Below are 20,037 nucleotides of genomic sequence, written 5' to 3'. Positions count from 1 at the left end.
GTCGCCGGTGAACCGGAGTAAGCGGAACAAGGTATTCACGTCCCTGTGCGATCATTCGCCCGTGAAAGCACCCTCCACCCCGCCTTCGGGCGAATCGCCGACCGAGCGCGACGCCAAGTCGCCTGTTTTCGCATCCGAGTTCAAAGACGCCGTCACGCTCCGGGCCTTCGGGCTCGTGCTCGGGGGTCTGCTCGTCCAGCTCGCCTTCATCGTCTCCTACGTCGGGGCCTTCCACTCGCCCACACCCCACCGGATAGCCGTGGCGGTCGCCGCTCCACAACAGGCTTCCGCCAAGATCGTCGCCCAGCTCAACGCCCTGTCCGGCAATCCGGTCAAGGCGATCGCGGCGCCGAGCACCGAGACGGCCCGGCAATGGGTGCTCACGAGGAAGACGGACGCCGCCTTCCTCTTCGACGCCTCCGGCACCGAGGACACCCTCCTGGTCGCTTCGGCGGGTGGCCCGTCCGTGTCGCAGACCGCCACGCAGATCGCCCAGAAGATCGAGACGGCGCAGAAACGGCAGATCACCGTCTCCGACATCAGGCCCCCGAACGCCGGGGACGGACGAGGGATGACGTCCTTCTACCTCGTGGTGGGCTGGGTGATCGGCGGATATCTGACGGCCACGATCATGGGGATGGCGGCGGGTTCCCGCCCCGCCAACCGGCAGCGCACCCTGATCCGCCTCGCCGTTCTCGCGTTGTACGCGGTCGTGTCCGGAATCGCCGGAGCGGCCGTAGTGGGGCCGGTGTTCGGCGCGCTCGACGGTCATTTCTGGGCCCTGAGCGGCATCGGTGCCCTGGTCGTCCTCGCCTCGGCGGCGACCGCGCTCGCCCTGCAGACCCTGCTGGGCCTGCTGGGCACCGGCGTGGTCATCCTGCTTTTCGTGGTGCTGGGCAATCCGAGCTCCGGCGGCGTCTACCCGGCGCCGCTGCTCCCCGCGTTCTGGAGCGCGATCGGACAGGCCCTGCCACCGGGGGCCGGTACCACGCTGGTCCGCAACACCGTCTACTTCTCGGGCCATGCCGTCACCTCGGCACTCTGGGTGCTCGGTGCCTACGCCGTGGGCGGCGCGCTGCTCGCCTGGGTGGCGTCGTGGCGAAACGAACGCCGGCACCCGGACGCCGGCGCCACAGAACCCGAGACGCTGCCGGAGCCGTCCCCCGCCGGCTGACGCGCCGTCCGCCGATACCCTCCCGTCTGCGACGAACGGCGCGTACGGGAGGGTGCGTACGGCCTCGACGAGCCGCCACGCCAAGCCGTCACGCGCTGATGGACAGCTTCGCCTCGCGCCCTGGCAGGCCGGCTGGCACAGGCTGCGGCCAACTACCACACCACTGGCGAGGGCTCCGGGGGGGGCGACTGCGGCCAGGCCGCCGCTTGTCGCGATCGCCGGAGTCCGTACACCCGCCCGATGTTCACCGCGCCCCGTACACCGGTTCCGGATTCGCAGCCTCCGCAAGGAGTTTCCGTGTGGCCTCCCCGGCCTCGGACGGGGACCAACGGGCGCCCTTGTCCGCCGTGGGGCCGGGGCGCCACCCCTCCATGACCGTGATGCGACCGCCCGCCGCCTCGAAGACCCGCCCCGTCACACCGGCCGAGGCCGCGGAGCCGAGCCACACGACCAGCGGGGACACGTTCTCCGGGGCCATGACGTCGAAACCGGTTTGGGGGGCCGCCATGGTCTCGGCGAACGTCGCCTCGGTCATCCGGGTGCGGGCCGCCGGCGCGATGGCGTTGACCAGGACGCCGTAGCGGCCCATCTCGGCGGCGGCGACCAGGGTCAGTCCGATGATCCCGGCCTTGGCCGCGGAGTAGTTGCCTTGGCCGACGCTGCCCGACAGCCCTGCCCCGCTGCTGGTGTTCACGACCCGGGCCGTGGGAACACGACCCGCCTTGGCCTCCGCGCGCCAGTGCGCCGCCGCGTGCTTCAGCGGCAGGAAGTGCCCCTTGAGGTGGACGCGCGTGACGGCGTCCCAGTCGTCCTCGTCGAGGTTCACCAGCATGCGGTCACGCAGGAATCCGGCGTTGTTGACCAGGGTGTCGAGGCGGCCGTAGGTCTCGACAGCGGTGCGGATCAACGAGGCCGCGCCCTCCGTCGTGGCGATGTCCCCGCCGTGGGCGACCGCCTGCCCGCCGCGGGCGACGATCTCGTCGACGACGAGCCGGGCGGGCCCCGCCTCGGTACCGGTTCCGTCGAGACCCGCACCGAGGTCGTTCACGACGACCTTCGCGCCCTCGGCGGCGAGAGCGAGGGCATGCGCCCGGCCGAGTCCGCGCCCCGCCCCGGTGACGATCGCGACACGTTCGCTGCACAGTCCGGACATGCTCTGGGTCCCTTCGCCGGGAGGTCTGAAAGATCGGGGAACGGTTGAGCTCAGTGGGTCAGGTGCCGGCGGTGGCGGCGTCGAGGAAGGCCGGGCGTTCGCCGCCGCCGTGGACGAGCAGACTCGCGCCGCTGATGTAGGCCGCGCGTTCGGAGGCGAGGAAGACACAGGCGTCGCCCACCTCCACCGGGTCGGCGAGCCGGCCGAGCGGAACGGTGCGGCCGACGGCCGCGACGCCGTCCTCGTCGCCGTAGTGCAGATGCGACAGCTCGGTGCGCACCATGCCGAGGACCACGGTGTTGACCCTGACCCGCGGGGCCCACTCCACGGCCATGCTGCGGGCCAGCTGCTCCAGCCCCGCCTTGGCCGCGCCGTAGGCCGCCGAGCCCGGTGAGGGACGACTGCCGCTGACACTGCCGATCATGACGATCGACCCGCCGCCGGGCCGGGCGCGCATCTGCTCGTAGGCGGCGAGGGAGGCGGTCAGGGGAGCGAGCAGGTTCAACTCGACGACCCGGGAGTGCCGTTCGGCGCCGCCCTCCTTCAGCATCCGGTACGGCGTGCCCCCGGCGTTGTTGACGAGGACGTCCAGCCCGCCGTACTCGCCCCTCAGGCGAGTGAAGAAGGCACCGACGGCGTCCGCGTCACGCAGGTCTACCGGGAGGAACCGGGCGGTGCGCCCGGCCGCTTCGACAGGCCGGTCGGCGGGGCGCCGCGCGCAGGTCACCACCTCGGCCCCCGCCTCCAGCAGGGACCGGGCGATACCCGCGCCCACGCCCCTCGTTCCGCCGGTGACCACAGCCACCCGCCCGCTCAGATCGGTGATCGTTGCCATGGGGGGCCTCCCGCGACGTGTACCGCGCTGCTACCTTCGCACCTAACAAACGTTTGGTGGAAAGGTAGCTGATCCGCCCATGGGTGTCTCCACCGCAAGCCCCGAAGAGGGCATCACCGTCATCACCGTGGACTTCCCACCGGTCAACGCCGTCCCCGTCCAGGGCTGGTACGACCTGGCCGCCGCGGTGCGCGCGGCCGGTTCAGATCCCGCCGTGCGCTGCGTCGTCCTCACCGCCACGGGGCGCGGGTTCAACGCCGGCGCCGACATCAAGGAGATGCAGCGCACCGAGGGGTACACGGCACTCGTCGGCACCAACCGCGGCTGCTACGAGGCGTTCGCTGCGGTCTACGACTGCGAAGTCCCCGTGGTCGCCGCTGTGCGGGGCTTCTGCGTGGGTGGCGGAATCGGCCTGGTCGGCAACGCCGACTCGATCGTGGCGAGCGACGATGCCACCTTCGGGCTGCCCGAGCTGGACCGGGGCGCGCTCGGCGCGGCCACCCACCTGGCCCGGCTGGTCCCCCAGCACCTGATGCGGACGCTCTACTACACCTCGCGCACCGTGACGGCCGAGGAGCTCCACCGCCACGGCTCGGTGTGGCGGGTCGTCCCGCGCGAGGAGCTGCACACCGCGGCCATGGAGCTGGCCAGGGAGATCGCGGCCAAGGACGGGCTCCTCATCCGTCTCGCCAAGGCGTCGATCAACGGCATCGATCCGGTGGACGTCCGCCGCAGCTACCGCTTCGAGCAGGGCTTCACCTTCGAGGCCAACCTCAGGGGCGTGTCGGACAGGTACCGCGAGGCCTTCGTGTCGAAGGCGTCCACGTCGTCCGAGGGGGAAGCACGGTGAGCGACAAGACGATGACCGCCGAGCAGGTGGTCGGCCGGCTCCGAACCGGCATGACTGTGGGCATCGGCGGCTGGGGCTCGCGCCGCAAGCCGATGGCCCTGGTCCGCGCGCTGCTGCGCACCGACATCACCGACCTGACAGTGGTGTCCTACGGCGGCCCCGACGTCGGCCTGCTCGCCGCGGCGGGCCGGATCCGCACCCTGGTGACCCCGTTCGCCACCCTGGACTCCATCCCGCTGGAACCGCACTTCACCGCGGCCCGGCAGCGCGGAGCCTTCGACCTGGTGGAGCTGGACGAGGGGATGTTCATGTGGGGCCTGACCGCCGCCGCGCAGCGACTGCCCTTCCTGCCGGTCCGTGCCGGTCTGGGCTCCGACGTGATGAAGGTCAACCCGCACCTGCGCACGGTGGTCTCGCCGTATGCGGACGGCGAGGAATTCGTCGCGGTCCCGGCGTTGCGCCTGGACGCGGCGCTGGTACACCTCAACCGGGCGGACGCACAGGGCAACGCCCAGTACCTGGGGCCCGACCCGTACTTCGACGACCTGTTCTGCCAGGCAGCCGACGCCGCGTACATCTCCTGCGAGCAGCTCGTCGACACAGCGGACCTGCTCAAGGAAGCGGCCCCGCAGACCCTGCTCGTCAAGCGCGCATTCGTGACAGGTGTCGTCCGGGCACCCAACGGCGCGCACTTCACCTCCTGCGCCCCGGACTACGAACGCGACGAGTCCTTCCAGCGTGCCTACGCCGTTGCGGCCCGCGACCCGCAGGCCTGGCAGGCGTTCACGGATCGCTGTCTGTCCGCAGACGAAGAGACGTACCAGGCCGCGGTCGCGGCATTCCACGAGGAGCGGGCGTGAGCAGACCTGCGACGAACAGGGCGACGCGCGCCGAGTACTGCGTGGTGGCCTGCGCGGAAGCCTGGCGCCACGCCGGGGAGGTCCTGGCCGCCCCGATGGGCACCATCCCCATCATCGGCGCCCGCCTGGCGAGGTTGACGTTCGCGCCCGACCTGCTGCTCACCGACGGCGAGGCACTGCTGATCGGCGACGTCCCGGCGCTCGGTGCCCGGGCCCGGGTGGTGGAGGGCTGGCTGCCCTACCGCCAGCACCTGGCCCTCGTGGCCACGGGACGGCGGCACGTGATGATGGGAGCCAGTCAGATCGACCGCCACGGCAATCAGAACATCTCCTGCATCGGCGACTGGGCCCGTCCCGCCCGGCAACTCCTGGGTGTCCGGGGCGCCCCCGTCAACACCCTGAACAACCCGACCAGTTACTGGGTACCCAAGCACTCCCCGCGGGTCTTCGTCGAGCAGGTCGACATGGTGTGCGGAGTCGGCTACGACCGCGCGGCCGAGGCCGGCCCGTCGGCAACCCGCTTCCACCACGTCCCGGAGGTGATCAGCAACCTCGGCGTCTTCGACTTCGCCACCCCGGACCACTCGATGCGGCTGCGCTCGCTGCACCCGGGTGGCACGGTCGAGCAGGTCCTGGAGGCCACCGGCTTCCCCCTCGCCGTCCCCGACATTGTTCCGTACACCCGCGAGCCCACCACCGAGGAGCTGCGCCTCATCCGGGAGGTCATCGACCCGGAGGGCGCCCGCGACCGTGAGGTGCCCGCATGAGCGACACCGCGATCGCCACGGCCCTCACCGAACTCGTCGGAGTGCGCACCCCCGTCGTGCAGACCGGCATGGGGTGGGTGGCGGGCCCCCGCCTGGTCTCCGCCGCCGCCGGCGCAGGAGCCCTGGGGATCCTCGCCTCCGCCACCATGAGCCCGGAACAGCTCCGTTCAGCTGTGCGCGAGGTCAAGTCCCGCACCGAGGCGCCCTTCGGAGTCAACCTGCGGGCCGATGCCTCGGACGCGGGGGAGAGGGTACGGATCATCGTCGACGAGGGCGTGAAGGTCGCCTCGTTCGCGCTCGCGCCCCGGCCGGAACTGATCGCTCGTCTGAAGGATGCCGGGGTGGTCGTCATCCCCTCCGTGGGCGCCCGGCGGCATGCCGAGAAGGTCGCGGCCTGGGGTGCCGACGCCGTGCTCGTGCAGGGCGGCGAGGGCGGCGGCCACACCGGCGGCGTCGCCACCACCGTGCTGCTGCCGCAGGTCGTGGACGCCGTGGACATCCCCGTGATCGCCGCCGGCGGCTTCCGGGACGGACGCGGACTCGTCGCGGCCCTGGCCTACGGCGCCGCCGGCGTGGCCATGGGCACCCGCTTCCTGCTCACCTCCGACAGCACCGTCCCCGACGCGGTCAAGGCGCGCTACCTCGCCGCGGGCGTCCAGGACATCACCGTCACCGCCAAGGTCGACGGCCTGCCCCACCGGATGCTGCGCACCGACCTGGTGGACGCGCTGGAACGCTCCGGCCGTGCGGCCTCCCTGCTGCGCGCCCTGCGGCACGCCTCCGCCTTCAAACGGGACTCCGGCACGACCTGGGCCGGCCTGGTGCGCGACGGCCTGGCCATGAAGCAGGGCAGGGAACTGACCTGGAGTCAGGTCCTTCTGGCCGCCAGCACCCCGATGCTCCTCAAGGCCGCCATGGTCGACGGCCGCACCGACCTCGGCGTGATGGCCTGCGGCCAGGTCGGAGGACTGATCGAGGACCTGCCGTCCTGCGCCGAACTCGTCGACAGGATCATGGCGGAGGCGCACGCCATTCTGGGTCGGCTGTCGACGGTCGCGTGAGGGTGGTACACATGCCGCTCATCGCCGACCGTGTGCCGCCAGGACGCGTGCGCGGCAGGCGGCCGGCGTACCCCAAGCGCTGCGCAACGGGCGGGCCTTGCGGACCCACAGGGACAGGTCGAGTTCCTCGGTGTAGCCGACGGCGCCGTGGAGTTGCAGTGCCGTTCGCGCCGCCCCGTACGCCGCTTCGCACGCCGACACCTTCGCCGCGGCGACCTCCCGGCCCGCCGCATGATCGTCCGCGGCCAGGGCCAAGGCGGCGCTGTGCACGAGTGGTTGAGCGAACTCCAGGGCGATCAGGGTGTCCGCCAGACGGTGCTTCACCGCCTGGAAGGAACCGACGGCCACCCCGAACTGGGTACGCTGCCGCACATACTCCACCGTGCGTTCCAGCAGCGCCCGCCCCAGTCCGAGGGCCTGCGCGGCCGTGGCCAACGCCGCGACGTCGACGGCGTACGCGACGGCCGCTGTCACCGCGGGCCCCTGCGCGAGCACGGCTCCACCCAGCGGCCGGGCCAGCCGCCGCGCCGGGTCGGCCGACGGCTGCACCGGGCCGTGCGAGGCCGCGAGCCGTACGGTGTCACCGTCCACGACGAACACCGCGTCCGCGGCGTCGGCGTCCAGGGCATACGGGCTGCCCCCGGGCGACAGGACGCACAGCGACGCCACCGCTTTGCCGGACGCGAGCCGCGGCAGCCGGGCATGCGCCGCGTCGCCCCCGAGCCGGCCCAGCAGGGCACCCGCGGCGACCGTCTCGGCCAGCGGTCCGGGCACGGCATGACGCCCCAGTTCGCCGAACGCGACGGCCAGTTCGACGGGGAGCAGGCCCAGACCCTCGTGCTCCTCCGGAACAGCGAGGGCGAAGACGCCGGCCTCCGCGAGCCTGGCCCACACGGCACGTCCGGGGCCATGGTCGCCGGAGGCCCAGGACCGTACGACGGCGGGCGTGCCGGCGGATCTCAGCATGAGGTCCAGCGTGCGGGCGAACTCCCGCTGCTCGTCGTCGAGGACGAACCGCATCACCGGCGCCCTTTCGGCAGGCCGAGCAGCCGTTCGGCGATGATGTCGCGCTGGATCTCGTTGGTGCCGGCGTAGATCGGCCCGGCCAGGGAGAACGTGTAACCCTCAGCCCAACTGCCGTGCGCCGGCGCCTCGGTGGCCCCGTCGGACAGCTCGCCGCGGGGGCCGAGCAGGTCGAGGGCGGTCTCGTGCAGGGCGATGTCCAGCTCGGACCAGAAGACCTTGTTGAGGCTGGACTCGGCGCCGATCGACCCACCGGCGGCGATGCGTGAGGCGTGCGCGTAGGTGAACAACTGGTAGGCACGCGCGCCGATGACCGCGTCGGCGACCCGGTCGCGCAACGCGGGGTCGTGGGAGCCGGGGCCGGAACGGGGGCCGTGTGGGGGCTCGGCGGTGGACCGCCACAGGTCGGTCAGCCGGTCGGCCGCGGCGGTGAAGCGGCCGGGGCTGCGCAGGGTCAGCCCGCGCTCGTTGCCGCTGGTGCTCATCGCGACCCGCCAGCCCTGCCCCGGCTCCCCGACGACGTCCTCGTCGGGCACGAAGACGTCGTCGAGGAACAGCTCCGCGAAGGCGGGCTTGCCGTCCAGCCGCCCGATGGGCCGCACGGTCACCCCGTCCGCGTCCAGCGGGAACATCAGATACGTCAGACCCCGGTGCGGTCGGTCCGCGTCCGGATCGCTGCGGAACAGGCCGAACGCGCGGTCGGCGAAGGCCGCCCGGGAGGACCACGTCTTCTGGCCGCCGATGCGCCAGCCGCCCTCGGTTCGCACGGCGGTGGACCGCAGCGCGACCAGATCGGACCCCGCCTCCGGCTCGGACCAGGCCTGTGCCCAGATCACCTCACCGCTCGCCATGGACGGCAGGACCCGCGCACGCTGCTCTTCGCTGCCGTGCTCGAAGAGGGTGGGGGCCAGGAGGCTGATGCCGTTCTGGGAGACGCGGCCGGGCGCGCCGGCCCGGTAGTACTCCTCCTCGAAGATCAGCCACTCCAGCAGGGAGGAGCCCCGGCCGCCGAACTGCTCGGGCCAGGAGACCACCGACCAGCGGTCGGCGAAGAGCGTGCCCTCCCACTCCCGGTGGGCGGCGAACCCCTCCGAGGTCTCCAGCGACGGAAGAGGGACGGACGGCACACGGGCGGAGAGCCAGGCCCGCGCCTCGGCCCGGAACGCGTCCTCGGCGGCGGTGAAGTCGAGATCCATCAGCGGCGCCCCTCCTTCATCGCGCGCACGTCCATCCCGCCGAGCGGGTCGTCGCGTGTCTCGGCGTTGTGGGCGTGGGCGAGATGGTGCAGCCCGAAGACCGAGTCCAGCCCCGCATGCAGGCCCTGGAGGTCCTCGGCCTGGTTGACGGCACGCTTCGTCAGCGCCAGCCCCATCCGGGGCATCGCCGCGATCCGCTCCGCCAACTCCAGGGTGTGCCCGGCCAGTTCCTCACGGGGCACGACCCGGTTGACCATGCCGACCTCGTAGGCGCGCCGTGCGCCCATCCGGTCGCCGGTGTAGAGGAACTCCTTGGCGATCCGCGGCGGCATCACCCACGGATGGGCGAAGTACTCGACCCCCGGGATCCCCATGAGCACCACCGGGTCGGCGAAGAAGGCGTCCTCGGAGGCGACGATCAGATCGCACACCCAGGCCAGCATCAGCCCCCCGGCCACGCAGGCGCCCTGCACCGAGGCGATGACCGGCTTGGGCAGCTCACGCCAGCGCCGGCACATGCCCAGGTACACCTCGGACTCGCGGGCGAAGCGGTTCTCGGCCCCCGCCTTCCGCGAGTGGTCCCACCAGAGTCCCGCCGTGCGGTCGAACGGCAGGTGCGCGTCCCGCTCGGGGGTGCCGATGTCGTGGCCGGCGGAGAAGTGCTTCCCCGCTCCGGCGAGGATCACGACCTTCACCTCGTCGTCGTCCGCCGCGCGGTAGAAGGCCCGGTCCAGTGCGTAGGTCATCGCGGAGTTCTGGGCGTTGCGGTACTCGGGCCGGTCCATCGTCACCAGGGCGACGGCTCCCCGGCGCTCGTAACGGACGGGCTCCGTGGGGCCGGGACGGGCAGCGGACATCGCCTCCTCCTTCCCTAACAAGTGTTTGGTAGGTTAACCTACGGTGCGTCGGCCGTCGAGAGTCGCCCCAGCGCCACCGCCGAGGGAACGGCCGTCGGTGGCGTCGGCGGCACGCTGCCCAAGGAGGTAGGACATGACCGCGGCCCCACCGCCGTACGTGCCCGGCCACCACCTGCTCACCGGCCGCACGGCCGTCGTCACCGCCGCAGCGGGCGCCGGGATCGGCGGCGCGACCGCCCGCCGGCTGCTGGAGGAGGGCGCCCGGATCGTGATCTCCGACGCGCACGCCCGCCGCCTGAAGGAGTCCGAAGCGGAACTGGCCGCCGAGTTCGGCGCCGACCGCGTCGCCGCACTGCGCTGCGACGTCACGGACGAGGACCAGGTCACCGCGCTGTTCGAGCACGCGGAGGAGCGCCACGGACGTCTGGACATCGTCGTGAACAATGCGGGCCTCGGCGGCACCGCCGATGTCGTCGACATGACCGACGAGCAGTGGGACAAGGTCCTCGACGTCACCCTCGACGGCACCTTCCGCTGCACCCGCGCCGCACTGCGCCGCATGAAAGCCGCGGGCGCCGGGGGCGTCGTCGTCAACAACGCCTCGGTGATCGGCTGGCGCGCACAGCAGGGTCAGGCCCACTACGCCGCCGCGAAGGCGGGTGTCATGGCCCTCACCCGCTGTGCCGCGATGGAGGCCGCCGCCTACGGAGTGCGGGTGAACGCCGTCTCCCCGAGCCTGGCCATGCACCCGCACCTCGCCAAGGTCACCACCCCCGAACTGCTGGAGGAACTGACCGGCCGGGAGGCCTTCGGACGCTGTGCCGAACCGTGGGAGGTGGCCAACGTGATCGTGTTCCTGGCCAGCGGCTACTCGTCGTACCTGACCGGCGAGGTCCTGTCGGTCAGCAGCCAGCACCCGTGAGGCGAGAATGGTCCCGTGCCGAAAAGCAGCAACAGCGACCACAAGAAGTCCACGGTGAGCCCGCCCGAGCGGCGCGAGGAACTCCTGGCCATCGCGGCTCGGGTGTTCGCCGCGCAGGGCTACAACGCCACGACCGTCCGCAAGATCGCGGACGCGGCGGGGATACTGGCGGGCAGCCTCTACTACCACTTCGACTCCAAGGAGTCGATGCTGGACGAGATCCTCTCCGGCTTCCTGGACGAGCTCTGGGCCCGGTACGACGCCGTGCTCGGCGCCGGGCTCGGCCCCAGGGAAACCCTGGAGGCCCTGGTGACCGAGTCCTTCCGGGAGATCGACCGGCACCTCGACGCGGTCGCCATCTACCAGAAGGAGTCCAAGCACCTCGGGACCCGGCCGCACTTCGCGTATCTCGTCGAGTCGCAGCAGAAGTTCGAGAAGGCGTGGCTGGGCACGCTGGAGCGCGGAGTGGCCGCCAAGGTCTTCCGGCCCGACCTGGACGTACGGCTCACCTACCGCTTCGTCCGCGACACGGTCTGGGTCGCCGCGTCCTGGTACCGGCCGGGCGGTCGGCACAGTCCCGAGGAGATCGCCCGCCAGTACCTCTCGATGGTGCTGGAGGGCATCGCTCTGCACGACTCCTAGGCAGTCCTGCCCATCGCAGACACAGACAAGGAGACGTCATGGCCGAGGCCTACATCGTCGAAGCGGTGCGCACCCCGGTCGGCCGACGCGGCGGCGGACTGTCCGCCGTCCACCCCGCCGACCTCGGCGCCCACGTGCTGACCGCGCTGATGGAACGCTCGGGCGCCGACCCGGCCGCCGTTGAGGACGTGGTGTTCGGCTGCCTCGACACCGTCGGCCCGCAGGCCGGCGACATAGCGCGCACCTGCTGGCTGGCCGCCGGACTGCCCGAAGAGGTGCCCGGTGTGACCGTCGACCGCCAGTGCGGCTCCTCGCAGCAGGCCCTGCACTTCGCCGCGCAGGGCGTCCTCTCCGGCACCCAGGACCTGGTCGTCGCCGGCGGTGTGCAGAACATGTCGCAGATCCCCATCGCCTTCGCCACCCGGCAGGCCGCCGCACCGCTGGGCCTGACCGAGGGCCCGTTCGCCGGCTCCGCGGGCTGGCGGGCCCGTTACGGTGACCGGCCGGTCAACCAGTTCCTCGGCGCCGAGGAGATCGCCCGCAAGTGGGACATCTCCCGCGAAGCGATGGAGGAGTTCGCGTTCCGCTCTCACCGGCGGGCGATCCGGGCCATCGACGAGGGCCGCTTCGAGCGGGAGACCGTCACGTACGGCGACGTCGTCCACGACGAGGGACCGCGCCGCGACACCAGTCAGGAGAAGATGGCGGGTCTGCAGCCGCTGGTGGAGGGCGGCCGGCTGACGGCCGCCCTCTCCTCACAGATCTCCGACGGCGCCTCGGCCGTGCTCATCGCGTCGGAGCGGGCCGTCCGGGAGCACGGTCTGACCCCCAGGGCCCGCGTCCACCACCTCTCGGTACGCGGCGAGGACCCGATCCGCATGCTGACCGCCCCGATCCCGGCCACCGCGTACGCCCTGAAGAAGTCGGGGATGACGCTGGACGAGATCGACCTGGTCGAGATCAACGAGGCCTTCGCCTCCGTGGTGCTGGCGTGGATGAAGGAGACCGGCGCCGACCCCGAGAAGGTGAACGCCAACGGCGGCGCCATCGCCCTCGGCCACCCGCTCGGAGCCACCGGAACCCGGCTCATGACCACGCTCCTGCACGAGCTGGAACGCACGGGCGGCCGCTACGGGCTGCAGACGATGTGCGAGGGCGGCGGCCAGGCCAACGTGACCATCATCGAACGCCTTTGACCGAACCGCAGGCCTGGAGGGCGCCGGGCGGTCCGAGCGGGCTCCGGTGGCCGTTCCGTACCGGGGCCCGCTCGGCGTGCCGGCGACGGTCAGGCCGTGTGCAGCGTCAGCCCGTACCGGTTGAGGATCTCGTTGACCGGCTGATGCCATGTCTCGCCGCCACCGGCGCAGTTGCCCCAGCCGCCCGAGGTGACGCCCTGGGCCTGGTCGCCGCTGATGAAGGAGCCACCGGAGTCACCCGGTTCGGCGCAGACACTCGTCTTCGTCATCTGGTGGACGGCGCCCTCGCGGTAGTTCACCGTCTCGTTCTTCGCCAGCACGGTGCCGCAGTGCCAGTGCGTGGTGGAACCGGAACGGCAGACGGAGGCACCCACCGGCGCCTCGGCGGAGCCGCGGACGAGCCGGTCGGGGATGGTGCCCCAGCCCAGCACCACCGGCACGGTCCACCAGCCGCTGCCCACGTTCACCCACGCGTAGTCGTTGCCCGGGAAGGACGACCCCTGGAAGTTGCCGATGTACGACCGGTCCCAGCCGTACACCCCCGCGCCCGGCGAGCCGCAGTGCCCGGCTGTGACGAAGCCGCCGTGCACCGAAAAGCCTATGGAACAGCGGACGTTGCCGGTGTAATAGGGGTCGCCGCCCACGGTCCCGGCGGCGAAGGTACGCGGTACGGCGGGAGTCTGACGCACCGCCACGGGGCCGGCCTGGCGGGCTCGGGAGAGGAACGCCCGGACATCGTTGTCGTCCCGGTGTGCCTCGACGATGCTGACGACGACCTTGTTGGCCTTCGGATCGACGTGCCAACCCGCGACCCCGGCGGGCGCGGACAGCGCGTCGATGCGCACCTTCGCCGCGTCGAGTCGCCGTGCGTCGTACCGCACGAGACGTACGGTCGCCCCGGTCGCGCGTACCGCGTCGGTCTTCGCGGCGCGGGTGACGGCGACGGTGAGCTCGCCGCTGCGGGCGTCGAACCAGGAGCCGCCGTAGGCCGAACCCGCGGCCTTCCGCGCCTCGCGTTCGACCTCCGTCGCGTTCTTCTCGGCGGCCAGGCGCGCTTCGGCCTCGTCCCGGGTCAGCCCCAAGTCGCGCTGCATGGCGGAGAGGAGCCCGGGGGAGGCCGTTGCCCGGGCGGATCGCACGGGGGTGTCCGCGGCCGAGGCCGGCAGGGTGCTCGCGGTCGCCCAGGTGCCGAGCAGGAGGAGTGCGGACAGACCGGTGCGCAGGATGGTGGTGCGTCTCAAGGGATGCCCCTTCGTTGTTCCAGCGGGTGGGGGTGGAACAGCCGAGCTTGAGAGCGCTCTCGGGTACGCCCGGCAGAGCCTAGCCCCGGACCAGGAAAGGGTCTAGGCCTATCCTCGGCCACCGCACGGTGAGGTGGCGCCGTGCCCTGCCGCGGCGCGTGACACCCCGGCTCGGCCGACCACGTCGGGGGCGCCGACCACCGCCGCCGGGCCGCACCCGATACTGAACGGAGGCTCGGAAAGGGCGGGAAACGGTTGGACTGGTCGGCATCGCTCCTCGCCTTCACCGCAGGCGTCCTGATCGCGCTGGTGACCGCACCGGTCGGAGTGTCCGGCGCCGTGTTCCTGCTGCCGGTCCAGCTCAGCGTCCTCGGCGTCCCCAGCCCCGCCGTCACCCCCACGAACCTGCTCTACAACGTCGTCGCCGGTCCGGGCGCCCTGCTGCGCTACCGGCGCGACGGCAACCTCTACGGCCCGCTGACCCGCCGCCTGATCGCAGGTACGCTGCCCGGCGTCGTCCTCGGCGCCGTCATCCGCGTCTTCGCCATTCCCGGCCCGGGGGTCTTCCGCCTGCTGGTCGCGGTCCTGCTGCTCCCCCTGGGACTCTGGCTGATCAGCCGCACGCTCCGCACACCGGCCCCTTTCACCACGATCGCGCCCTCGCCGCGCACGACCACCACGTTGGCGCTGGCCGTCGGCACGATCGGCGGCATCTACGGCATCGGCGGCGGGTCGATTCTCGGGCCCGTTCTGGTCGGCCGGGGCATGCCCGTCGCCCATGTCGCACCGGCCGCACTCGCCTCGACCTTCCTGACCTCGCTGGTCGGCGCCGGCACCTACGGACTGCTCGCCCTCACCGGCGGCGACATCGCCCCGGACTGGCTTCTCGGACTGGCCTGCGGACTGGGCGGGCTGACCGGCGGCTACCTGGGCGCCCGCCTGCAACCTCGCCTGCCGGAGAGGTTCCTGCGCCTCCTGCTGGGCACCCTCGCCGCCACGATCGGCGCCCTCTACGCAGCGCAGGCGCTCACCTGAACCGCGGCGCAGGCGACGGGGCACGGTCGCCCAGCGGCCTGCGCCCCGCTGTCTGCCCGGCGGCCCGTCCGCGGACGGCGGTCAGGCGGTCAGGGCCTGCTCGGTCGTGGCGTGGCAGGGGATGAGCGTGTCGACGCCGACCAGTTGCAGGACGCGCAAGACCGAGTCCTGGGCCCCGGCGATGCGCACCCAACCGTCCGCGTCGCTCAGCTGCTGGTAGGCCGCGACGAACACGTTGATGCCGCTGGAGTCCATGAACGTCACCGCGTTGAGATCGGCGACTATCCGCGGCGGCACCGCCCCGCCCTCGGCCTGCAGGGCCTGCCGCAGCACATCCTGGACGTCATGGTCGATTTCACCCCGCAGTGTCACGACACGGATGCCCTCGACCATGCGGTGTTCGACGGAGAGCCGTTCTGGCCGGTCCGCTGGTTCGATGTGGGCCACGGTCTCCTCGACTGCGATTTAGGCTTGTCACCGGTTCAGGACGTGCGCGGATGATTCTGCCCCACCGACCGCCCGGATGCACCCACGGAATTGTTTCCAACATCACCCGTGCGGCATGCATGCCGGCAAGGGGGGTAGTCGCGCGCGAAACGGGGGAGTGAGGGCGAGGCCAGTGGCAGATGATACCGACGGTGACGGCTGTACAGCACGCGACGAGCACTTGGTGCGCGTCGGCTTCGCCCTGGGCGGCGACGACGGCTGCATCTCAGACGCACGCCAGCACGCGGCCGCCTTCCTCGACCAGGCGGGCGAAGAGTACGGCCTGCTGGTGACCGCGCGGGCGAGGGACCTCACCCAGCTCGTGGTCAGCGAGCTGGTCACCAACGCGTGCAAGTACGCTCCGGGACCCATCCTGGTGGAGCTGGGTCTGACCGCGGGTGCCGTGGAAGTGGTCGTTTGGGACAGTGATCCCGAGGTCCCGGCGCCCCGGGCCGCGGATCCCGGCAGGATCGGCGGGCACGGCCTGGAGATCGTCAAGGCCGTATCGGAGGGCTTGTCCGTCGACCGGGAGGCGGTCGGCAAGCGCATCACGGCCCGCATCGCCCTGACCGAACCAGCCGGTGCGTCCGGCTCGGAGCCTGTCGTGACGACGACCGCCACAGGACGAGTCGATCCGCCTTCGCGCAGGGGGCACGACGGAGCGGCGTCTCCGCGGCTGGCCACGATGCCTCTGGACAGCTCGCCCCAGCGGGGCCTTCCGGGCGCTGCACCGGCCGGAGAAGCCTGACGAGCCGGACTGGGCGGGGCCAGGGGTCCTCGAACTGCCGCGGCACTACGATTGCGGTCGTCAGCCACCACTACCACCACGCAAGGGGCGGACATGACGGAGGCGTTGGTGCTGGGCGGTGGCGGGGTCGGGGGCATCGCCTGGATCACGGGGCTGCTGGCGGGCCTGGCGGATGCCGGGCAGGACGTGACCGGGACCGACGTGATCGTGGGCACCTCCGCCGGGTCGGTCGTCGCTGCCCAGCTGAGTAGCGGACTGCCCTTGGAGGAGCTGTACGCCCGGCAGGTCGATCCCGCCCTGCAGGCTGCCGAGATCATGGCCGAGATGGATGTCGAGGCGTTCGCCGCGCAGATGGGCGCCGTGCTGAGCGGCGCGGCCGACGCGCTCGAGATGCGGCGCGCGGTCGGGCGGTTGGCCCTCCGTGCCCGGACCGTGCCGGAGTCTCGGCGCCGCGCGGTCATCGCGTCGCGGCTGCCGTCACACGGATGGCCCGAGCGCACCGTGCGGATCGTGGCGGTGGATGCCGAGAGCGGGCGGCCGCGGGTGTTCGACAACGACTCCGGCGTGAGTCTGGTGGACGCGGTGGCGGCGAGTTGCGCCGTTCCGGGGGTCTGGCCGCCCGTGACGATCGACGGGCGCCGGTACGTCGACGGCGGCGTGCGTTCCAGCGCCAACGCCGACCATGCCGCCGGCGCCTCGCGCGTCCTCGTGATCGTGCCGATGGGGGCCGCCGAGCCGTTCCCCAGCGATGTGCCGGTGGAGCGCACCATCGAGGAGCTGCGGGCGCGAGGGGCCCAGGTCGCGGTCATCGAACCGGACGAGGCGTCGCGGGCCGCGGTCGGCCCCAACGCGCTGGACCCATCCACACGCGGCCCGGCCGCCGAAGCCGGACGCGCACAGGGCCGTGGGCTGACCGTCGAGTGGAGCGGGACCGCGGCTTGACCGTCCAACGCCGGTTCCACCGGGCATCCGCTCCTGCCCTGAGATGATGCCCTGGTGGTGAGCGTGCGGAAGTGGGGGAGGCGACCGCAGTCGGCTGTACTTCGGCCGGCGCCCGGCCGGAAGGGCGGTCCAGGTGCCGGGGCCTGGCACGATCCGCGCCCTGACTCCGCCGACGGATGACCGGGCTCCGCGTCACCGAGAGCGGGAAAGCCGGCTGCGGACCCATGCTGGATCCGGGTTGGTGTGTGAGCGGCCGTCCACGACGACAGTCGGCACGGTCTCGTTGCCGTCGTTGACCTCCCTGACCGCCGCCGCTCCGGCCGGGTCACGCCAGATGTCGACCCAGTGCAGCCGACTGGCGTTCCGCCCCAACCGGATACGCAGGCGCAGACAATACGTGCAGCCCGGCCGCCAGAACACGACCGGTCGGCCGTCGACCGTGCTGCGCTGCTGTGCCTCCCGCGCACCGATCGATCTCGGAAAAACCAGGGGCGAGTTCACGCCGGCGAGCAGCAGGAACACCAGCAGGAGCGCGGCTGCTGCGCCCTGGCTCCCTGCGAAGACCAGTCCGGTCGCGGCGATCGAGCCGCAGAGCACGAGCACCATCGGCAGGATCCAAGCGCGCATCATGCTGACGCAGGCTACCGGTGAGCAGCGCTGACCGGTCAGGGGCGTTGCGCCCCGACGGCCTCTGCGATGTGCAGAGCGGCCTGGGCGGGCGTGAGGTGTGTCGTGTCGACGACCTCGCCCGCGCTGTGCAGCCACGTACGGGCCGCCTCGGCATAGGGCTCAAGGTATCGGAGACGGAACGGGGAAGGGACGACGTGTTCCCCCTCGATGCGCCCGCGGAGGGTTTCCTGGTCGGCATGGAGGACGAAGTGCCGTACCTCGATATCGTGTTGGGCGAGTCCCGTGCTGATCTCCCGCCAGTACTCCTCGACCAGGACGGTCATGGGAATCACCAGAGTGCCTCCGGCGTAGTCGAGTACGCGCCGCGCCGTATCGACCACCAGTGGCCGCCACGGCGGCCAGTGCTGGAAGTTCTCCGTGCCGGGCCCGGGCAGCGCCGGCGTGATGTCCATGAGTGTCTCGCCGACCTTCTCGGCGTCGAACACCCGTGAATCAGGAAGCAGCTTCTGCACGAGTGCGCTGGTCGTCGTCTTGCCCGCGCCATGAGTGCCGTTGAGCCATACGATCATGGGCTTTGACACTAGCGCTCCGCCGGCGCCTGTGTGGGCCCGTCGAGGATGTCCCGCGCCCCGTCGTGGTCGTATCGCGCGCGTATCGAAAAGCGGGCACGGCTGCTTGGACACGTTCAACGGCGTCGTGCTCGTCACGCCGGGCGGCTGCCGTCGGCCGAGGTGGGCATGGTCCACGACGCGGTAAACATCCCGAGCGGTACCGGGCAACGACACGTAACGGACCGATAAACCGCATTCAAGTGATTGTCACTGCTTCGAGGTAAGCATCTCGACTCGCCGGTGGATGCGGGCCCCTCAGCGGCTAGCTTTCTGCAGGTGGACGGATTCCCGTGATCCGTCCCGCTCGTTGCCCACCCCTCCCTGTCTCCCGGTCGGCGCACCCGTGTGCACCGGACGCCCGTCGTGCAAGGAGCACCTGCCCTCGATGACCGTCGACAGCATCCCGGAATCCCGGACCACGTCCGACCCGCCGCAGCAGTCCCTGAGTACCGCCGCCGCCCGCAACCTCGCCACCACCACCAAGTCCGCCCCGCAGATGCAGGAGATCACCTCCCGCTGGCTGCTGCGGATGCTGCCCTGGGTCGAGGCCGACGGCGGCGCCTACCGGGTCAACCGGCGGCTGCGCCACACCCTCGGCGACGGGCACATCGAGTTCGTCCAGGAAGGCGCCACGGTCCGGGTGATCCCCCGGGAGCTCGGGGAACTGGCCCTGCTGCGCGGCTTCGAGGACACGGACGTCCTCACCGCCCTCGCGGACCGCTGCACGCAGCGTGACTTCGCGGCGGGGGAGGTCCTCGCAGAGCGCGGCGGCCCCGCAGACCGACTCCACCTGATCGCCCACGGCCGGGTCCGTCAGACCTCCGAGGGCAAGTACGGCGCGGAGATCGCCGTCGGGGTGCTCGCGGACGGCGACCACTTCGGTGAGATGGCCCTGCTGGACTCCGACGCCCGCCACGACTGCACGACCACCGCCGAGACGTCCGGCACCCTCCTCACGCTTTCCCGCGCCGACTTCAGCGCAGTCCTGGCCTCCGCGTCTCACCTCCGGGCCCACGTCGACCGGTTCGCCTCCCGCACGCGGCTGCGGCAGAACAAGCACGGCGAGGCCGAGATCGCCGTGTCGGCCGGGCACGTCGGCGAAGCCGAACTGCCCGGCACGTTCGTCGACTACGACCTGCAGCCGCGCGAGTACGAGCTCTCCGTCGCACAGACCGTCCTGAGGATCCACACCCGGGTCGCCGACCTCTACAACGGTCCGATGAACCAGAGCGAGGAGCAACTCAGACTCACCGTAGAGGCCTTGCGCGAGCGCCAGGAACACGAGCTGATCAACAACCGCGACTTCGGGCTCCTGCACAACGCCGACTTCAAGCAGCGCATCCAGCCCCGCTCCGGCCCGCCGACCCCGGACGACATGGACGACCTGCTCTGCCGCCGGCGCGGCACCAAGATGTTCCTCGCCCACCCCAGGACGATCGCCGCCATCGGACGCGGCTTCAACACCTGCGGCCTCTATCCCGACCATGTCGACGTCGGTGGGCAATCCGTCCCCGCCTGGCGCGGTGTCCCCATCCTGCCCTGCAACAAGATCCCGATCAGCAAGGAACAGACCAGCTCCATCATCGCCATGCGCACCGGCGAGAAGAACCAGGGCGTCATCGGCCTGTGGCAGACCGGACTGCCGGACGAGTACGAACCGGGGCTCTCCGTGCGGTTCATGGGCATCAACGCACAGGCGATCACCTCCTACCTCGTCAGCACCTACTACTCCGCCGCGGTGCTCCTGCCCGACGCCCTGGGCGTGATGGAGAACGTGCAGATCGCCCCCAGGCCGCGCTGAAGCCCTG

20 protein-coding genes and 1 pseudogene are annotated in these 20,037 nt (G+C 71.6%); 12 read left to right on the top strand and 9 right to left on the bottom strand.

The window, feature by feature from the left end; genetic code table 11:
* Positions 1-61 precede the first annotated feature (61 nt).
* Positions 62-1,174 (top strand): ABC-2 transporter permease, encoded by a 1,113-nt coding sequence (locus ABTX60_RS33645; protein WP_352100808.1) that lies wholly within the window; start codon positions 62-64, stop codon positions 1,172-1,174.
* Positions 1,175-1,418: 244 nt separating this feature from the next.
* On the opposite strand, the gene ABTX60_RS33640 is transcribed toward ABTX60_RS33645, so the two are convergent.
* Together ABTX60_RS33640 and ABTX60_RS33635 are read right to left on the bottom strand one after the other, a co-directional pair.
* Positions 1,419-2,327, bottom strand: coding sequence for an SDR family oxidoreductase (locus tag ABTX60_RS33640; RefSeq protein WP_352100807.1), 909 nt, complete (start codon positions 2,325-2,327; stop codon positions 1,419-1,421).
* Between the two features lie 58 nt (positions 2,328-2,385).
* Positions 2,386-3,162, bottom strand: coding sequence for an SDR family oxidoreductase (locus ABTX60_RS33635; RefSeq protein WP_352100806.1), 777 nt, complete (start codon positions 3,160-3,162; stop codon positions 2,386-2,388).
* A 79-nt stretch (positions 3,163-3,241) separates the two neighbouring features.
* Here ABTX60_RS33635 and ABTX60_RS33630 point away from each other — a divergent pair, with 79 nt between their 5' ends.
* Genes ABTX60_RS33630 through ABTX60_RS33615 form a run of 4 tightly spaced genes read left to right on the top strand, consistent with a single transcriptional unit; the run spans position 3,242 to position 6,700 of the window.
* The gene (locus tag ABTX60_RS33630) at positions 3,242-4,012 is read left to right on the top strand and encodes an enoyl-CoA hydratase family protein (protein ID WP_352100805.1); all 771 of its coding nucleotides are present in this window, start codon (positions 3,242-3,244) and stop codon (positions 4,010-4,012) included.
* A complete protein-coding gene (locus ABTX60_RS33625; RefSeq protein ID WP_352100804.1) occupies positions 4,009-4,872 on the top strand; it encodes a CoA transferase subunit A in 864 nt (287 codons plus the stop codon). Before ABTX60_RS33630 ends, ABTX60_RS33625 begins: the two co-directional genes overlap by 4 nt.
* A complete protein-coding gene (locus ABTX60_RS33620) occupies positions 4,869-5,639 on the top strand; it encodes a CoA-transferase subunit beta (RefSeq protein WP_352100803.1) in 771 nt (256 codons plus the stop codon). The genes ABTX60_RS33625 and ABTX60_RS33620 overlap by 4 nt, the downstream gene beginning before the upstream one ends.
* Entirely contained in the window at positions 5,636-6,700 is a 1,065-nt protein-coding gene (locus ABTX60_RS33615; RefSeq protein WP_352100802.1) for an NAD(P)H-dependent flavin oxidoreductase, read from the top strand. Before ABTX60_RS33620 ends, ABTX60_RS33615 begins: the two co-directional genes overlap by 4 nt.
* A gap of 18 nt (positions 6,701-6,718) precedes the next feature.
* Here ABTX60_RS33615 and ABTX60_RS33610 read toward each other — a convergent pair whose 3' ends face one another.
* From ABTX60_RS33610 to ABTX60_RS33600, 3 genes are read right to left on the bottom strand one after another with little or no spacing between them, the layout of a single operon-like run.
* Complete coding sequence (locus tag ABTX60_RS33610) at positions 6,719-7,720, bottom strand: acyl-CoA dehydrogenase family protein (RefSeq protein ID WP_352100854.1); 1,002 nt, start codon at positions 7,718-7,720, stop codon at positions 6,719-6,721.
* A complete protein-coding gene (locus tag ABTX60_RS33605; RefSeq protein WP_352100801.1) occupies positions 7,720-8,919 on the bottom strand; it encodes an acyl-CoA dehydrogenase family protein in 1,200 nt (399 codons plus the stop codon). Before ABTX60_RS33605 ends, ABTX60_RS33610 begins: the two co-directional genes overlap by 1 nt.
* Entirely contained in the window at positions 8,919-9,776 is an 858-nt protein-coding gene (locus tag ABTX60_RS33600; protein WP_352100800.1) for an enoyl-CoA hydratase, read from the bottom strand. The genes ABTX60_RS33605 and ABTX60_RS33600 overlap by 1 nt, the downstream gene beginning before the upstream one ends.
* Before the next feature lie 133 nt (positions 9,777-9,909).
* Here ABTX60_RS33600 and ABTX60_RS33595 point away from each other — a divergent pair, with 133 nt between their 5' ends.
* From ABTX60_RS33595 to ABTX60_RS33585, 3 genes are read left to right on the top strand one after another with little or no spacing between them, the layout of a single operon-like run.
* On the top strand, positions 9,910-10,698 hold the full coding sequence (locus tag ABTX60_RS33595) for an SDR family oxidoreductase (protein ID WP_352100799.1): 789 nt from the start codon (positions 9,910-9,912) through the stop codon (positions 10,696-10,698).
* A 15-nt stretch (positions 10,699-10,713) separates the two neighbouring features.
* Complete coding sequence (locus ABTX60_RS33590; RefSeq protein ID WP_502992443.1) at positions 10,714-11,340, top strand: TetR/AcrR family transcriptional regulator; 627 nt, start codon at positions 10,714-10,716, stop codon at positions 11,338-11,340.
* Between the two features lie 38 nt (positions 11,341-11,378).
* Positions 11,379-12,536, top strand: coding sequence for an acetyl-CoA C-acetyltransferase (locus ABTX60_RS33585; protein ID WP_352100798.1), 1,158 nt, complete (start codon positions 11,379-11,381; stop codon positions 12,534-12,536).
* Between the two features lie 89 nt (positions 12,537-12,625).
* Here the strand turns inward: ABTX60_RS33585 and ABTX60_RS33580 are convergent, their stop codons facing one another.
* The gene (locus tag ABTX60_RS33580) at positions 12,626-13,777 is read right to left on the bottom strand and encodes a S1 family peptidase (RefSeq protein WP_352100797.1); all 1,152 of its coding nucleotides are present in this window, start codon (positions 13,775-13,777) and stop codon (positions 12,626-12,628) included.
* Positions 13,778-14,032: 255 nt separating this feature from the next.
* Between ABTX60_RS33580 and ABTX60_RS33575 the strand changes: the two genes are divergently transcribed.
* Complete coding sequence (locus tag ABTX60_RS33575) at positions 14,033-14,812, top strand: TSUP family transporter (RefSeq protein WP_352100796.1); 780 nt, start codon at positions 14,033-14,035, stop codon at positions 14,810-14,812.
* Between the two features lie 81 nt (positions 14,813-14,893).
* On the opposite strand, the gene ABTX60_RS33570 is transcribed toward ABTX60_RS33575, so the two are convergent.
* Positions 14,894-15,259, bottom strand: coding sequence for an STAS domain-containing protein (locus ABTX60_RS33570; RefSeq protein ID WP_352100795.1), 366 nt, complete (start codon positions 15,257-15,259; stop codon positions 14,894-14,896).
* A 115-nt stretch (positions 15,260-15,374) separates the two neighbouring features.
* Between ABTX60_RS33570 and ABTX60_RS33565 the strand changes: the two are divergent.
* Both ABTX60_RS33565 and ABTX60_RS33560 read left to right on the top strand, forming a co-directional pair.
* Positions 15,375-15,884: pseudogene (locus ABTX60_RS33565) on the top strand (ATP-binding protein); the annotation flags it as partial.
* A 255-nt stretch (positions 15,885-16,139) separates the two neighbouring features.
* The gene (locus tag ABTX60_RS33560; RefSeq protein WP_352100794.1) at positions 16,140-16,988 is read left to right on the top strand and encodes a patatin-like phospholipase family protein; all 849 of its coding nucleotides are present in this window, start codon (positions 16,140-16,142) and stop codon (positions 16,986-16,988) included.
* A gap of 192 nt (positions 16,989-17,180) precedes the next feature.
* Here the strand turns inward: ABTX60_RS33560 and ABTX60_RS33555 are convergent, their stop codons facing one another.
* Both ABTX60_RS33555 and ABTX60_RS33550 read right to left on the bottom strand, forming a co-directional pair.
* The gene (locus ABTX60_RS33555; protein ID WP_352100793.1) at positions 17,181-17,618 is read right to left on the bottom strand and encodes a glutaredoxin domain-containing protein; all 438 of its coding nucleotides are present in this window, start codon (positions 17,616-17,618) and stop codon (positions 17,181-17,183) included.
* A gap of 35 nt (positions 17,619-17,653) precedes the next feature.
* Positions 17,654-18,187 carry an AAA family ATPase gene (locus tag ABTX60_RS33550; RefSeq protein ID WP_352100792.1) on the bottom strand — a complete coding sequence of 178 codons (534 nt, stop codon included), beginning with the start codon at positions 18,185-18,187 and terminating at the stop codon, positions 17,654-17,656.
* Between the two features lie 427 nt (positions 18,188-18,614).
* Here ABTX60_RS33550 and ABTX60_RS33545 point away from each other — a divergent pair, with 427 nt between their 5' ends.
* Positions 18,615-20,030 carry a family 2B encapsulin nanocompartment shell protein gene (locus ABTX60_RS33545; RefSeq protein ID WP_352100791.1) on the top strand — a complete coding sequence of 472 codons (1,416 nt, stop codon included), beginning with the start codon at positions 18,615-18,617 and terminating at the stop codon, positions 20,028-20,030.
* Positions 20,031-20,037: the final 7 nt, after the last annotated feature.

It is taken from the genome of Streptomyces sp. NPDC126510 (assembly GCF_040302345.1).
Classification (GTDB): Bacteria; Actinomycetota; Actinomycetes; order Streptomycetales; family Streptomycetaceae; genus Streptomyces.
This window is presented reverse-complemented; position numbering and strand designations above follow the sequence as displayed.